Origin of the sequence: Ciceribacter lividus, from assembly GCF_003337715.1 — a bacterium.
Taxonomy (GTDB): Bacteria; Pseudomonadota; Alphaproteobacteria; order Rhizobiales; family Rhizobiaceae; genus Allorhizobium; species Allorhizobium lividum.
In genome coordinates, this window is the sequence record NZ_QPIX01000001.1 from 302,682 (window position 1) to 317,989 (window position 15,308).

At 65.4% G+C, this 15,308-nt stretch carries 9 protein-coding genes; 4 read left to right on the forward strand and 5 right to left on the reverse strand.

The window, feature by feature from the left end; genetic code table 11:
* Positions 1–1,321: 1,321 nt before the first annotated feature.
* From DFR48_RS01570 to DFR48_RS01580, 3 genes are read left to right on the forward strand one after another with little or no spacing between them, the layout of a single operon-like run.
* Complete coding sequence (locus DFR48_RS01570) at positions 1,322–2,029, forward strand: ABC transporter ATP-binding protein (protein ID WP_114361392.1); 708 nt, start codon at positions 1,322–1,324, stop codon at positions 2,027–2,029.
* A 6-nt stretch (positions 2,030–2,035) separates the two neighbouring features.
* A complete protein-coding gene (locus DFR48_RS01575; protein WP_114361393.1) occupies positions 2,036–4,396 on the forward strand; it encodes an ABC transporter permease in 2,361 nt (786 codons plus the stop codon).
* 5 nt (positions 4,397–4,401) lie between these two features.
* Complete coding sequence (locus tag DFR48_RS01580; protein ID WP_114361394.1) at positions 4,402–5,604, forward strand: efflux RND transporter periplasmic adaptor subunit; 1,203 nt, start codon at positions 4,402–4,404, stop codon at positions 5,602–5,604.
* Positions 5,605–5,827: 223 nt separating this feature from the next.
* On the opposite strand, the gene DFR48_RS01585 is transcribed toward DFR48_RS01580, so the two are convergent.
* The gene (locus DFR48_RS01585) at positions 5,828–7,090 is read right to left on the reverse strand and encodes an AGE family epimerase/isomerase (protein ID WP_114361395.1); all 1,263 of its coding nucleotides are present in this window, start codon (positions 7,088–7,090) and stop codon (positions 5,828–5,830) included.
* A 198-nt stretch (positions 7,091–7,288) separates the two neighbouring features.
* Here DFR48_RS01585 and metH point away from each other — a divergent pair, with 198 nt between their 5' ends.
* Positions 7,289–11,062 carry a methionine synthase gene (metH, locus tag DFR48_RS01590; protein ID WP_114361396.1) on the forward strand — a complete coding sequence of 1,258 codons (3,774 nt, stop codon included), beginning with the start codon at positions 7,289–7,291 and terminating at the stop codon, positions 11,060–11,062.
* Between the two features lie 165 nt (positions 11,063–11,227).
* Here metH and DFR48_RS01595 read toward each other — a convergent pair whose 3' ends face one another.
* The 4 genes from DFR48_RS01595 to DFR48_RS01610 all read right to left on the reverse strand — a co-directional run bounded on the left by DFR48_RS01595 (position 11,228) and on the right by DFR48_RS01610 (position 15,210).
* Positions 11,228–12,379, reverse strand: a complete 1,152-nt coding sequence (locus DFR48_RS01595) for an ABC transporter substrate-binding protein (RefSeq protein WP_114361397.1) — start codon at positions 12,377–12,379, stop codon at positions 11,228–11,230.
* Between the two features lie 88 nt (positions 12,380–12,467).
* Positions 12,468–13,529 (reverse strand): ABC transporter ATP-binding protein, encoded by a 1,062-nt coding sequence (locus DFR48_RS01600; RefSeq protein WP_114361398.1) that lies wholly within the window; start codon positions 13,527–13,529, stop codon positions 12,468–12,470.
* Positions 13,530–13,540: 11 nt separating this feature from the next.
* Positions 13,541–14,323: an ABC transporter permease gene (locus DFR48_RS01605; protein WP_114361399.1), complete on the reverse strand. Its 783-nt coding sequence runs from the start codon at positions 14,321–14,323 to the stop codon at positions 13,541–13,543.
* Positions 14,320–15,210, reverse strand: a complete 891-nt coding sequence (locus DFR48_RS01610; RefSeq protein WP_114361810.1) for an ABC transporter permease — start codon at positions 15,208–15,210, stop codon at positions 14,320–14,322. Before DFR48_RS01610 ends, DFR48_RS01605 begins: the two co-directional genes overlap by 4 nt.
* Positions 15,211–15,308: the final 98 nt, after the last annotated feature.

A 15,308-nucleotide genomic window follows, 5' to 3' on the forward strand; every position in this document is an offset into this window, starting at 1 on the left:
TGCGACGGACGCTGCGGAGCCGCCGCTGATGTCGAGCGTGATCGGATTGGCCGAGGAATTGGCCGCAACCGTCGCGGTGACCGCACCGGCGACAGGTGCGGGCAGTGGGCAGTCGACTTGCACCGTGCCGCTCCAAGTAAGGTTATTAGAGGAGGTCACGGCATATGCAAGCAAGTCATATGTGCCGGCCGTCGCTACCGTCACCTGCGCGGGGCTTGCCGCAAAGACGTAAGAGTAGGCGGAGCCCACCGGTTGGGCAGTATAATTGACGTAGCCGCTCGGCGAGGTTATTGTGACAGTGCTGCCGGCGGAGAGTATCGCGTAGGCGACCTGAGTGCTGCCGGAGGACACATTCGGCGAGTAGCCGGTTTGCTGCGTGCAAGTAGCGGCCAGGGCCGGGGACGATGTCCCCACGACAAGGAACAGGAATGCTGCAATTGCAGTGGCTACTGCGCCAAGTCTTTGGCGCACGAAGGCAAGAATGCCACGCGTCGATAGCGGCCCCAAAAAGAACGTCATAAAAAAGCCTCATCTAATAATTTTGACCGGTCGGTTCGGCCTGATCGGTCCAGCCCTATCCCGGCTTATTCCAACGCAAACAACAGGATGTCATCTAAGCAGAGCGGAATGATTCGCGCCACGTTGCCATATGCAATTCAGTGTTGGAGTGGCGATTTCTCGTGCTCGTGATGGAATTGCATCATCTCGCGCGCCACTTTTCGTGCGGCGGAAGTGCTGCGGTTATCTCGGTACACTCCGGGGTCGAAGCGACCGTACGGATCGGTCAATCGTCGCGATAGACAGTCGGAGGCCCCCGGCTTTCCGGATCGATTGATACACCGCGCGGTCGTCGTCCATCGCTGCCATTCGGTCTTGGCGCGAGCGGGCTACGGGCAAGATGATGACATGGTGTCCGCGCAGTGCTCGCGCGGCAAACCCGGCAAGGGAACTCGCCGCTCTCAGGAGAGCACCGCCGCCGCCATCGGCGGCCGGGTTTCTTCGAATTGTCAGGAAAAGGCCAGCACGGGGGCCGAGATGATGAAAAGGCCGACCACGGTGATCGCTGCCAGTTTCAGTCTCCTGATACGCTGGGTACGCACGCCACTCCAATCATACGCCATCACAGATCCTCATGATCAGTCTGCACGACAGGGCTGCATTCGCGGTTGGCGAGTATGCCCCCAATGCTCGTTTCCTGCAAGCAAGTGCTAGGCTGCAAAACTGGCGCGAAGCTTGCCGGCGGGCGGTCCGCCGTTGACTTTTGTCAACGCGGGCCCGGCCGACCTGCTTTATGGTCGCGTCACATGCTGTAAGGTGAGACATGACCGAGCCGCTTTTCCTCGTCGAGAACGTCACCAAGTCGTATCAAACCGGCGACGTGGTGGTTCAGGCCTTGCGCGGCATCAACCTCACCCTCGAAGGGGGGGAAATCCTCGTGCTGCTCGGGCCGTCCGGCAGCGGCAAGTCGACCCTTCTCAACATCATGGGCGGGCTCGACCAGGCGACATCGGGCCGGGTCCGCTTCGCCGATCACGAGCTGACGAGCCTCTCCGAGCGGCAACTGACGCTCTACCGGCGCGACCATGTCGGCTTCGTCTTCCAGTTCTACAACCTGATCCCGAGCCTGACCGCATGGGAAAACGTGGCCCTCGTCACCGAGATCTCGCGCAACCCGATGAAGCCCGGCGAGGCGCTGGAGATGGTGGGGCTGAAGGAGCGGATGGACCATTTTCCCGCGCAGCTTTCCGGCGGCGAGCAGCAGCGGGTGGCGATCGCCCGGGCGATCGCCAAGCGACCGGAGGTGCTGCTCTGCGACGAGCCGACCGGCGCGCTCGACTCGAAGACCGGCATCCTGGTGCTGGAAGCACTCTGCCGGATCAACGAGGAGCTCAAGACGACGACGGCGATCATCACCCACAATGCGGCGATCCGGCAGATCGCCCACCGCGTGCTCACCTTCCACGACGGGCGGATCGCCGAGACGGTCATCAATACCGAGCGCCTGCCGCCTTCCTCCGTGGTCTGGTGACACGCTATGTCGATGCTCGACCGCAAGCTCCTTCGCGACATCCTGAGGCTCTGGGCCCAGGTGCTGGCGGTCGCGCTCGTCATGGCCTGCGGGGTGATGACGATCATCCTGGCGATCGGCGCCTATCGCTCGCTCGAGGAGACGCGCGCGGTCTTCTACGAGCGCTACCGGTTCGGCAACCTGTTCGTCACGGCGAACCGGGCGCCGCTCAACCTCAAGGAACGCATCGCCGCGATCGAGGGGGTGGGCGGCGTGGACTTGAGGATCGTCGACTACGTGCTGCTCGACATGCCCGGCATGGCGGAGCCCGCCACCGGCATCGCCGTCTCGATCCCGGACAACGGCCAGCCGGCGGTCAACCGGCTCTATATCCGCAGCGGCCGGCTGCCGGAGCCGGACCGTCCGCACGAGGCGGCGGTGCTCGAAAGCTTCGCGCTCGCGCACCGGCTGACGCAGGGAAGCACCTTCGAGGCGATCATGAACGGCCGCAAGCAGACCCTGACGGTGACCGGCATCGTGCTTTCGCCCGAATACATCTACGCGATCGGCCCCGGCGACATGGTGCCCGACCCGCATCGTTTCGGCGTCTTCTACATGACCCGCACGGCGCTCGAGGGCGTCATGGACATGGACGGCGCCTTCAACAACGCGTCGTTCACCGTGCTGCGCGGTGCCGATACCGATCATCTGATCTCCGCGATCGACGATCTGCTCGATCCCTATGGCGGGCAGGGCACGTATCTGCGCAAGGACCAGATCTCGCACACCTTCCTCGACAACGAGCTCATCCAGCTGCGCGCCATGGCGGCGATCATCCCGCCGATCTTCCTCTTCGTCGCGGCCTTCCTCGTCAACATGATCCTGACGCGGCTGATCACGCTGGAGCGCGAGCAGATCGGGCTTCTGAAAGCGCTCGGCTACCGCGATTTCGAGGTCGGCTGGCATTATGCCAAGCTCACCATCGTGATCGCGCTGATCGGGGTCGCGATCGGCTTCGTCGCCGGCAACTGGATCGGCCGCGGGCTGACGCGGCTCTATGCGGAATTCTTCTCGTTTCCGTTCCTGATCTTCCGCGAGAGCGTCGATCTCTACGCGATTTCGGGCGGCGTCAGCGTTGCCGCTGCGGTCGTGGGTGCCGGCAAGGCGATCTGGTCGGTGATCGTGCTGCCGGCGGCGGTGGCGATGCGGCCGCCGGCGCCGGTGCGGTTCCGCTCGCTCTTCCATCGGCAGCTGAGCTCCAGGCTGTTCTCGCAGCTGACGATCATGGCAGTCAGGCAGATCATCCGCACGCCGGTGCGCTCGCTGCTCACCTCGCTCGGTGTTGCGCTTTCGGTGTCGCTCCTCGTGGTGGCGATGTTCTCGTCGGACTCCGTCGACTACATGGTGGAGCAGATCTTCTTCCGGATGGAGCGGCAGGACGCGACGCTCCGGCTCGACCGGGAGCGGTCGCCGGCCGCCCTCGACGCCATCCGCCACATGCCGGGGGTGACGCGGGCCGAGCCGTTCCGCTCGATCGCCGTCAAGCTGCGCAACAAGAACCACGAGAAGGACCTCGCCATCCTCGGCATGCCGGAGGGCGGCGAGCTCGGGCGGATCATGGATGCGCAGATGCGGCCGATCGAGCCGCCGTTCTCGGGGCTTCTCGTCATCGGCCGCGTCGCCGAGGCGCTGGAGCTGAAGGTCGGCGACATGGTGGAGGTGGAGCTGGTCGAGAAGGACCACCGGCGGATCAACGTGCCGGTGACCGGCATCGTGCAGAGCCTCGTCGGCATCGACGCCTATATGCGCATCGACGCGCTCGACCGGCTGATCGGCGACGGCCGGCGGATCTCGGGCGCGCGGATCTCCGTCGACGCCTCGCTGAAGGAGGCACTCTACGAGAGCGTCAAGAACACGCCGGCGGTCGCCTACATCATGCTGATCGGGCTCTCGCGGGAGCAGTTCCGGGCGACGATCGAGAGGAACATCGCGATGATGACGACGGTCTATACGACGCTTGCCGTCATCGTTGCCTTCGGGCTCATCTACAACTCCGCCCGCATCCAGCTTTCGGAACGGGCGCGGGAACTGGCGAGCCTCAGGGTGCTCGGGTTTACGCGGACGGAGGTGTCGAGCGTGCTGCTCACCGAACTGTCGGTCGTCGTGCTCGTCGCGCAGCCGCTCGGCTGGGCGCTCGGCTACCTGTTTTCGAAGCTGGTGATCGAAGGGCTCACCAGCGACCTCTTTCGTGTCCCCTTCGTCGTCAATTCCGCTACGTTCGCGATCTCGAGCCTCGTCGTCATGGGCGCGTCGCTGGTCTCGGCGCTGGTCGTCCGGCGGCGCATCGACAGGCTCGATCTCGTGAGTGTCCTGAAGTCCAGGGAGTAAGGTGCATGTGGTCCAAATGGCTGAAACGGGCGGGCTTCCTGCTGATCGTCGCCGCGATCATCGCGGGGTTCGTCTATGCTCTCAGGGAAAAGCCGCAGCCGGTCGATACCGGCGTCGTGGAGCGCGGGGGGCTCAGGGTGATGATCTCGCAGGAGGGCATTACGCGGGTGCGCGACGTCTACACCGTCTCGGCGCCGATCGCCGGCCATCTCGCCCGCACAGTGCTCGACGAGGGCGACCGGGTCAAAGCGGACGTGACGCTGGTCGCAGCGATCCATCCGCTCGACCCGCCGCTGATCGACCGCCGCAGCGAGGCGGAGCTTGCCGCCGCGCGTGATGCCGCGCGGGCCTCTGTCTCGATGTCGGAGACCGATTACCGGCGGATCAAGTCCGACCTCGATTTCGCGCGCGACAACCTCGAACGCGCCGTCCAGCTCGCCAAGACCCGCTATATCGCCGAGAGCCAGTTGCAGAAGGCACGCACGGACGTCGAGGTACTGGAGGCGCAGCTTGCCTCGGCGGGAGCGGCGATCGAGCTTCGCAAGGCCGAGCTCGCGAGCGCCGAGGCACGCCTGGTCCAGCCGGAATCGGCTCCGGCGGCGAGCGAGCGCAGCTGTTGCGTCTACGTGACGGCGCCGGTTGACGGCGTGGTGCTGACGGTCTTCGCAAAGAGCGAGCAGCCGGTCGCGACCGGCACCAAGATCGCCGAGATCGGTGATCCGTCGGATCTGGAGGTGGCGGTCGATCTTCTGTCCTCCGACGCGGTGCGGATCGCGCCGGGTGCCAGGGCGGAGATCGTCGACTGGGGCGGCGAACGGGTGCTGCCGGCGGTCGTGCGACGCATCGACCCGGCCGGCTTCACCAAGGTTTCGGCGCTCGGCATCGAGGAGCAGCGCGTCAACCTCGTGCTCGACCTTCAGGAGAGCGATCCGCGGCTCGGTCACAATTTCCGCGTCTATGCGCGGCTGACGCTCTGGGAAGGGGATGATGTGCTGCAGGTGCCGCTGAGCGCGCTCTTTCGCGACGGCCGCAACTGGAGCCTCTTCGTCATCCGCGACGGCCGCGCCCGCCAGACGGAGGTCGGCATCGGCCACATGAACGACGAGCACGCCGAGGTGCTCTCGGGGCTCGCGCCCGGCGACGTGGTGATCCTGCATCCGAGCGACACGCTGAGCGACGGCAGCCTCGTCGAGCCACGGCAGGAGTGAGGGGTCGTCATCGGGTCTGGATCCTCGGGTCAAGCCCGAGGATGACCGAGGGTGGGGGGACTCGGTGCGCAAAGCGGACGTCCTGGAGCGCGGAGATATCTGCAACGCACCCCGCGCACATGAGAGATTGTCATCCTCGGGCTTGACCCGAGGATCCACAAACACGCTCCGTCAGGTCGCCTCGCTCCGAAGTCTCCCCCACCCAGGGGGAGAATGGAAGGCCTCAAACCTCCAAGGTCGGGCCGCCGGTTTCGGAGATCACCCGCGTGAGGCTTGCGGTCGCCGGGAAGAGCGGGATGAGGCAGGCCTGGAGCGCGTGGTAGATGTCGCCCTTGCCGGGGAAGATGGTGGTCGCCGGCGAAAGATCCTCCGTCAGTTCCTCGAACCAGCCGCCGTGGGTGCGGTCGAGGCTGTTGCGGGCGATGAAGCTCCAGATGCGGCGGTAGCTCTCCTCATGGAAATCGCTCGGCAGGTGTTCGGCGAGGTAGTGGGCGGCGCCGGCGCCCTCACAGAGTGGCCACCAGAGTTTCGAGCGGCGGGCGGGCGCGTTCTCCCAGTCGAGCGTGTAGAAGAAGCCGCCGTGCGTGCGGTCCCAGCCGAGGGACATCGACTGGAAGAACAGGCCGCGGGCGGCCTCCGCCATCCAGTCGTGGCGCTTGCCGCCGAGCACCCAGAGCTGCAGGACGAGGCGGGCCCATTCGAGCCAGTGGCCGGGCGTGGTGCCGGAGGGGCGGAACATCTCGTTGCCGCGGTAGTCGCGGTCGAGCTGCCAGTTCTCGTCGAAATGCTCCGGCACCCGCCAGCCGCATTCGCCGGCGCGACGGCGGATGACGAGATCGGCGATGCGTTCCGCCTTGTCGAGGTAGTGACGCTCGCCGGTCGCCTCGAACGCGGCCATCAGCGCCTCGGTGAGGTGCATGTTGGAATTCTGTCCGCGATAGCCGGGGACCGGCGACCAGTCGGCGGAAAACTCCTCTGCGATCGCCCCGTGGGCATCCTCCCAGAAACGGGCCTCAAGGATTTCGGTGACGTCGTCGAGCATGGCTTCGGCGAGCGGATGGCCGACGATCTTGGCGGAGGAGGCGGCGAGCAGTACGAAGGCGTGGCCGTAGCCCTGCTTGCTGGCATCGACCGGGCCGTTGTCGTCCACCTGCCAGAAATAGCCGCCGTGCTGCTGGTCGCGGTGCCGGTTCCAGAGGAACTGCATGCCGTGGTCGACGACGTCGGCCGATCCGGGCCGGCCGAAGAGGTCGCCGATCGCAAAGCAGTGGACCATGCGGGCGGCGGTGTGGATGCCGCGGACCGGATTGTCGACGACAAGCGGCGTGCCGTCGCGCTTCAGGTCGAAGAAGCCGCCCTTCGGATTGATGCTCGCGAACTGGAAGACGTCGAAAAGCTCATCCGCCCGGTCGAGAAGCCATTTGCGGTGATAGGGGCGATCGGCCCAGCGATAGGCGAGACCGGTGTGCTTGGCGGTTTCTGGCATGACTTCCTCCTCGGGGCCGATCGGCCCCAGCGCATCTAATCGGTTGAATCCTATATCGGCCCGTCGCGGTCGTGTCACCACGGGAACTTGTTGCGGCGTCGGAAGTTGCGTTTTGACAGGTGAAAAATAAACGCATGTTGACATAAACATATCTTTATGTGATTTGCGGATGTCGCGATCGGAACAGGGGAGTGCGCCATGCTCGACAAATTGTTTGATACGGACGTCATCAAACGCGACGGGGCGGAGATTTCGGCCGCACTCGCCAGGGCCGCGCGCGAGCGCATCCTGATCATCGACGGCGCCATGGGCACGCAGATCCAGGAGCTTCGTTTCGGCGAGGACGACTTTCGCGGCGAGCGCTTCATCGGCTGCGCCTGCCACCAGCAGGGCAACAACGACCTTCTGACGCTCTCCCAGCCGGATGCGATCGAGGAAATCCACTATCGCTACGCCAGGGCCGGCGCGGATATCCTCGAGACCAACACCTTTTCCTCGACCCGCATCGCCCAGGCGGACTACCGGATGGAAGGGGCGGTCTACGACCTCAACCGCGAGGGCGCACGGGTCGCACGGCGCGCGGCGATCCGGGCCGAGCGCGAGGACGGCCGGCGCCGCTTCGTGGCGGGCGCGATCGGGCCGACCAACCGCACCGCCTCGATCTCGCCTGACGTCAACAATCCGGGCTACCGCGCCGTCCGCTTCGACGACCTGCGGCTCGCATACGGCGAGCAGATCGACGGGCTGATCGATGGTGGCGCCGACATCATCCTGATCGAGACGATCTTCGACACGCTGAACGCCAAGGCGGCGATCTTCGCCTGCGAGGAGCGTTTCGCGGAGAAGGGCATTCGCCTGCCGGTGATGATTTCCGGCACGATCACCGACCTTTCCGGCCGAACGCTGTCGGGCCAGACGCCCTCGGCCTTCTGGTACTCCGTCCGTCACGCGCGGCCCTTCACCATTGGCCTCAACTGCGCACTCGGGGCGGATGCCATGCGGCCGCACCTGCAGGAGCTTTCGGGCGTCGCCGACACCTTCATCTGCGCCTATCCGAATGCCGGGTTGCCGAACGAATTCGGGCAGTATGACGAGACGCCCGACGACATGGCCCGCCAGGTCGCGGCGTTTGCGCGCGAGGGGCTCGTCAACGTCGTCGGCGGCTGTTGCGGATCGACGCCCGAACACATCCGGGCGATCGCCGATGCCGTCGCCGGCTCGGCACCGCGGCAGGTCCCCGAGCACCGGCCCTTCATGTCGCTCTCCGGGCTCGAACCCTTCGTGCTGACGAAGGACATTCCCTTCGTCAATGTCGGCGAGCGGACGAACGTCACCGGATCGGCGAAATTCCGCAAGCTGATCACCGCCGGCGACTATGCGAGCGCCCTCTCGGTCGCCCGCGACCAGGTGGAGAACGGCGCCCAGATCATCGACGTCAACATGGACGAGGGGCTCATCGATTCCGAAGGGGCGATGGTCGAGTTCCTGAACCTGATCGCCGCCGAGCCGGATATCGCCCGCGTGCCGGTGATGATTGACTCGTCGAAGTTCGCGATCATCGAGGCGGGCCTGAAATGCGTGCAGGGCAAGGCGGTGGTGAACTCGATCTCGCTCAAGGAGGGAGAAGAGAACTTCCTCGCCCAGGCGCGGCTCGTCCGCAACTACGGCGCGGCGGTCGTGGTGATGGCCTTCGACGAAGACGGGCAGGCGGACACCTATGCGCGAAAGGTCGCAATCTGCGAGCGGGCCTACAGGCTGCTCACCGAGGAGGCCGGCTTTGCGCCGGAGGACATCATCTTCGACCCGAACATCTTCGCGGTTGCGACCGGCATCGAGGAGCACGACAATTACGGCGTCGACTTCATCGAGGCGGCCCGCACCATCTGCGAGACGATGCCGCTGGTGCACATCTCGGGCGGCGTCTCCAACCTTTCCTTCTCCTTCCGCGGCAACGAGCCGGTGCGCGAGGCGATGCACGCCGTGTTCCTCTATCACGCCATCCAGGCGGGCATGGACATGGGCATCGTCAATGCCGGCCAGCTCGCGGTCTACGAGAGCATCGATCCGGAGCTGAAGGAGGCCTGCGAGGACGTGGTGCTGAACCGCCGCAGGGATGCCACCGAGCGGCTGCTGGAGATCGCCGAGCGCTTCCGCGGCGCGGTCGGCAAGGAGGCGAGGGCGCAGGATCTCACCTGGCGCGAATGGCCGGTCGAGAAGCGGCTGGAGCACGCGCTCGTCAACGGCATCACCGATTTCATCGAGGCCGATACGGAAGAGGCGCGCCTTGCCGCCGAACGTCCGCTGCACGTGATCGAGGGCCCGCTGATGGCGGGCATGAACGTGGTCGGCGACCTCTTCGGGTCGGGCAAGATGTTCCTGCCGCAGGTGGTGAAATCCGCTCGCGTGATGAAACAGGCCGTCGCGGTCCTCCTTCCCTATATGGAGGAAGAGAAGCGGCTGAATGGCGGCGATCAGCGCCAGAGCGCCGGCAAGGTGCTGATGGCGACGGTCAAGGGCGACGTTCACGACATCGGCAAGAACATCGTCGGCGTCGTGCTCGCCTGCAACAATTACGAGATCATCGATCTCGGCGTCATGGCGCCGGCTTCGAAGATCCTCGAAACGGCAATCGCCGAGAAGGTCGACATCATCGGACTGTCCGGCCTGATCACCCCCTCGCTGGACGAGATGGTGCATGTGGCTTCCGAGATGGAGCGGGACGGCTTCGACATTCCGCTGCTGATCGGCGGGGCGACGACGAGCCGCGTCCACACGGCCGTCAAGGTGAGCCCGCAATACAAACGCGGACAGGCGGTCTACGTGACCGATGCGAGCCGGGCCGTCGGCGTCGTCTCGGCACTGCTCTCGCCGGAGGCGAAGGACGGCTATGTCGAGACGGTTCGCGCCGAATACCAGAAGGTGGCGGAGGCACATGCGCGGTCGGAGCGCGAGAAGCAGCGGCTGCCGCTCGCCCGTGCCCGCGAGAACGCGATGAAACCCGACTGGGAGACGTACCGGCCGGCAAAGCCGAGCTTCCTCGGCACGAAGGTCTTCGACCACTATGACGTCGCGGAACTCGTCGACTACATCGACTGGACGCCCTTCTTCCAGACGTGGGAGCTGAAGGGACGCTATCCCGCGATCCTCGAAGACGAGAGCCAGGGCGAGGCGGCGCGCCAGCTCTTCGCCGATGCGCGGGAGATGCTCGACAAGATCGTCGCGGAGGGCTGGTTCCGTCCGCGCGCCGTGATCGGCTTCTGGCCGGCGAATGCCGTCGGCGACGACATCCGCCTCTTCACCGACGAGAGCCGGAGCGAGACGCTTGCGACCTTCCATACGCTCCGCCAGCAGGTTTCGAAGCGGGAGGGACGGCCGAACGTCGCCCTTTCCGACTTCGTCGCGCCGGCGGCGAGCGGAGTTGCCGATTATGTCGGCGGCTTCGTGGTGACCGCGGGCTTCGAGGAGATCGCGATCGCCGAGCGCTTCGAGCGGGCGAACGACGACTATTCCTCGATCCTCGTCAAGGCGCTCGCCGACCGCCTGGCGGAAGCCTTCGCCGAGCGGATGCACGAGCGCGTGCGGCGCGAGTTCTGGGGCTATGCCGCGGACGAGGCGCTGACGAACGAGGAGCTGATCGGCGAGGCCTATGCCGGCATCCGGCCGGCGCCCGGCTATCCCGCCCAGCCGGACCACACCGAGAAGCGGACGCTCTTCGACCTCCTGGACGCCGAGGCCGCGACCGGCGTGGAGCTCACCGAAAGCTACGCCATGTGGCCCGGCTCGTCGGTCTCCGGCCTCTACATCGCGCATCCCGAGAGCTACTATTTCGGGGTGGCGAAGGTGGAGCGGGACCAGGTCGAGGACTATGCCGCGCGCAAGGGCATGGCGGTTTCGGAGGTCGAACGCTGGCTCGGGCCGGTGCTCAACTACGTGCCGGTGAAGGCGGACGAGCGCACGGATGACGCCGCCTGAGACGCCGAGACTTTGATTCAACGCCCGCCGGCAAGCGGTTGATTTCGGATTCGAATTCGCCGCGGCGGCGGGATCCCCAGCCATGCTTCAAGACCGTCGCGAAGTGATTCCGGTTTCTGCGGCAAGCTATTGGCCGCAAACGGAAATCCTTGATCCCGAACAGTGTCAGGCGGCCCTGAAGCGTTCCATCACGTCGTTCCGTCTGGCATCGAACATGGTGACGGCGGCGCCGAACTCGAGTGGGCTGAGCGCCGCCTTTTCCGGATAGACGATGCGGTTGGAGGTCACTTCTTCCGGCAGCAGGGCCAGCACGCGGCTGTCGGTCGTCGGCGCGCCGTTGGCGATGTGCTCCCGCACGGCCACCGCCGGATCGAGGAGGAAATTCAGCAGGGCATAGCCAGCCGCCTTGTGCGGGGCCGCCGTCGGGATCGCGTAGAAATCGCACCAGAGTTCGCCGCCGTCGGCACCGATCACGTATTCGACCTCGGGTAAGTCGCGGTGGAGCTGGGCGGCGTCGCTGACCCAGCACATGCTGAGCCAGGCGTCCTCCGAGCGCATCGGCGCCTGATAGTCGCTGTCGATCGCGTAGAGATGCGGCTTGACCCGGATCAGCAGCTCCTCGGCCTTTTCGAGTTCCTGCGGGTCGACCGAGTTGAAAGAATAGCCGAGCGCGACAAGGGCGTTGCCGACGGCCGTCAGTTGGTAGTCGTGGATGATCGTGCGGCCGCTGGCGTCCGTCTGCGCGAGGTCGAAGAAGTCTTTCCAGCGAGTGACGGCGCTGCCGATACGGCCGCTGTTGATCGCGAAGCCGGTGGTGCCCCAGTTCTTCGGCAGGGCATAGATCCTGCCGTTGACGGTCCCTGCCGAGGCGAGGCGGGTATCGGTCGCCGAGGCGTCGAAATTGCGGACCCGGCCGAGTTCGATCTCGTCCAGCAGTCCGCGAGCCATGTAGTTCGGGATTGCGTAATTGGTCGGGACGCAGAGATCGCAGGCGTAGGCTCCCGAGCTGATGGCCGCGTACATGTCTTCGTTGGAACCGTAGGCCCTGACGTCCACCTCGACGCCGGTCGCCGCCGTGAAGGCCTCGAAGGAGGCGGGGTCATGGTAGTTCGGCCAGGTGGCGAGCGAGACGCGGCGACCGAGATCGGCGGCGGAGGCTCTGCCGGGGAGCGTCGGGGTCCCGCCGAGCATCGCCGCGGCGAGGCCGAGACCGGTGACGCCAAGGAAATGCCGGCGTGTGACCGAACCGTTCTTCCAGCGCAGAAATTCATCCCTGAACCGCCCGGCCAGAGACCGGTCGTCGGCGTTCGTGCTCATGTCGCTTATCCCCTTGCCGGGCGGCATCGTAGAGGCCCAAGCTGGAGGGAAACTGGCGCGGGCGGCGTCCGCCGTCCGCGGCCAAAAGTCACTCGCGAAGCAGCAGGAGATCGCCGGCGTCGAGGCGCAGCGCAACCGTTTCCCCGACGGCCGGCGGCTTGACGCCCGGGTCGTTGAAGCTGTCGAAGGAGACGACGTTGCCGCCGACGCTGACGCCGGTGCGGATGACCGAGCCGAGGAAGTGGCTGGAGACGACCCGGCCCGTGAGCGAGAGGTTGCCGTTCGGCCGTTCGGTGAGGGAGGCCGCTTCCGGCCTGAGCGCGAGCTGGACGGTCGTGCCGGTCTTGTTCGCGGCAAGCGATTCCTTGAGCGAGATCACTTCTTCGCCGATGCGCACCGTCGAGGCGGCGGGATCGGCGACGACGGCGTCGATGATGTTCAGCGTTCCGACGAAGGAGGCGACGAAGCGGGTCGCCGGCTTGTTGTAGATCTCGAAGGGCGTGCCGATCTGGTCGGCGCGGCCGGCATTCATCACCACCACGCGGTCGGAGATCGAGAGAGCCTCCTCCTGGTCGTGGGTGACGAAGATCGTCGTGATGCCGAGCTGCTGCTGGATCTGGCGGATTTCCTCGCGGAGCGAGACGCGGATCTTGGCGTCGAGTGCGGAGAGCGGCTCGTCGAGGAGCAGCACCTGCGGCTTCGGCGCGAGCGCCCGGGCGAGCGCGATGCGCTGCTGCTGGCCACCCGAGAGCTGGTAGGGATAGCGCTCGGCGAGATGTCCGAGATGGATGAGTTCCAGCATCTCCTTCACGCGCTTCTCGATGTCGGCCTTGGCCATGCCGTGGATTTTCAGGCCGAAGGCGACGTTGTCGAAGACGTTCATGTTCGGAAACAGCGCATAGGCCTGGAAGACCATGCCGATGTTGCGCTGGTTGGGCTTGAGGCTCGACTGGTCGCGGCCGTCGATGGTGATCGTGCCGCCGGTCGGCGTCTCGAAACCGGCGACCATGCGCAGGATCGTCGTCTTGCCGCAGCCCGACGGGCCGAGGAAGGAGACGAATTCGCCCTTGTCGATCGACATGTTGAAGTCGTGCACGACTTTGACAGGCCCGAAAGACTTCTGGATGTGGGTCAGCGTCAGGAAGCTCATGCGTTTCGTCCTCAGGCGGGGCGTTGGATTGTTTTCTGGAAGCGGGAGACGAGCTGGATCAGGCCGAGGCAACCCCAGGTGATGCCGAAGGCGATCACCGCGAGTGCGGCCGGCTCGTAGGCGCGGTTGGCGCCGAGAAGCTGCATGTACGGGCCGAAGGCCGGCCGGTTGAGCAGCGCCGCCATGGTGAACTCGCCGATCACGATGGCGAAGGTCAGGAAGGCGCCGGAGAGCACGGCGATCAGCACGTTTGGCAGGATGATCCGGAAGAGGATGCGGGTCCAGCCGGCGCCGAGGCTCTGGGCGGCTTCCGTCAGTGTGCGCACGTCGATGGCGGCAAGTCCGGTGTCGACCGCGCGGTACATGTAGGGCAGCGACAGCGTCGCATAGCCGAACATCAGCAGGATGTTGGTGCCGAAGGCCGTGCCGGTGAGCGGCAGCCAGCTCGAGGTGTTGTAGAGACGGATATAGCCGAAGACGATGACGATCGCCGGAATGACGAGCGGCAGGAGCGTCACGAATTCGATATAGGGCCGCAGCGACGGCAGGCGCAGGCGCACCCAGTAGGCGGTCGGCACGACGAGCACGACGCCGAAGACGATCGTCACAAGCGCCATCGTCACCGAATAGCTGAAGGTCTGCTGGAACTGCGTGTCGCCGAGCACTTTGGCATAGGCGTCGAAGGAGTATTCGCCGCGGCGCATCTTCAGCGAGAAATTGGTCATGCCGACGAGCGGCAGGATGAAATAGAGGAGCCCGAATGCGAGCGCGCCCCAAGCCCAGAGCTTCTTCATTTCAGCCACCTTTCGCTGCGGGCGCGCAGCCAGATGTAGATTGCATTGGCGACCCCCGTGACCATGATCATGCCGAAGGCGAGTGCGTAACCCAGATGGGGATTGCCGAGCACGTCGCCGCGGATCTGCGCAAAGAGCAGGATCGGCACAATGTTCAGCGATGAGCCGGTAAGCGCGATCGCGGTTGCGACAGCGCCGAACGCATTTGCGAACAGCAGCGCCATGGTGCCGAGAAGCGACGGCAGCAGGATCGGGAAGGCGACCATGCGCCAGTACTGCGCATTGCTTGCGCCGAGGATGGAGGCGGCCTCCTTCCATTCGCGCTTGAGCCCGTCGATCGCAGGCGTGATGATCAGCACCATCAGCGGGATCTGGAAGAAGAGATAGGTGAGCGTCAGCCCCCAGAAGGAAAGAAGGTTGAAGCCGAGTGCGCGCAGATCGATGCCGATCTCGGTGCGCAGGAAGACGGTGACAAGCCCCATCGGACCGAGGGTTGCGAGGAAGGCGAAGGCGAGCGGCACGCCGGCGAAGTTCGAGGCGACGCCCGAAAAGGTCAGGAGTGGCCCGCGAATCCAGCGGGGCAGGCCGCCGAGGACGACCGAGGTCGCCATGGCAAAGCCGATCGCGCAGCCGAGGAGCGCCGAGGCGAGGCTGATCTTGATGGAGATCCAGTAGGCCGCGAGGATCGACGGCGTGAACAGACCGGCCAGGTTGTCGAGGGTGAAGCTGCCGTCCGGGGTCTGGAAGGCGCCGATGACGATCTTCATCGTCGGCATGATCAGGAAGAGCAGGGCGAAGAGGAAGAACGGGGCGACCCCTATCCATTCGAGCGGCAGGCGCAATGCCGGGCGTGGTGTGGTGCTGTCGACGGTACTGTTCGCCGCCATCGTGATCATCCCCCTGTTCGCGCGCCTGGAGCGCGACTTCTCGTTTCTCATTGAAGAGAAAAGCCGCCCCGGCCACAAGACCGGGGCGGCATTTCACA

Excerpts from the sequence above, each read along its gene's own strand:
- metH (WP_114361396.1), top strand. The coding sequence starts at position 7,289 with ATGCTCGACAAATTGTTTGATACGGACGTCATCAAACGCGACGGGGCG.
- DFR48_RS01600 (WP_114361398.1), bottom strand. The coding sequence starts at position 13,529 with ATGAGCTTCCTGACGCTGACCCACATCCAGAAGTCTTTCGGGCCTGTC.
- DFR48_RS01610 (WP_114361810.1), bottom strand. The coding sequence starts at position 15,210 with ATGGCGGCGAACAGTACCGTCGACAGCACCACACCACGCCCGGCATTG.
- DFR48_RS01605 (WP_114361399.1), bottom strand. The coding sequence starts at position 14,323 with ATGAAGAAGCTCTGGGCTTGGGGCGCGCTCGCATTCGGGCTCCTCTAT.
- DFR48_RS01575 (WP_114361393.1), top strand. The coding sequence starts at position 2,036 with ATGTCGATGCTCGACCGCAAGCTCCTTCGCGACATCCTGAGGCTCTGG.
- DFR48_RS01595 (WP_114361397.1), bottom strand. The coding sequence starts at position 12,379 with ATGAGCACGAACGCCGACGACCGGTCTCTGGCCGGGCGGTTCAGGGAT.
- DFR48_RS01570 (WP_114361392.1), top strand. The coding sequence starts at position 1,322 with ATGACCGAGCCGCTTTTCCTCGTCGAGAACGTCACCAAGTCGTATCAA.
- DFR48_RS01585 (WP_114361395.1), bottom strand. The coding sequence starts at position 7,090 with ATGCCAGAAACCGCCAAGCACACCGGTCTCGCCTATCGCTGGGCCGAT.
- DFR48_RS01580 (WP_114361394.1), top strand. The coding sequence starts at position 4,402 with ATGTGGTCCAAATGGCTGAAACGGGCGGGCTTCCTGCTGATCGTCGCC.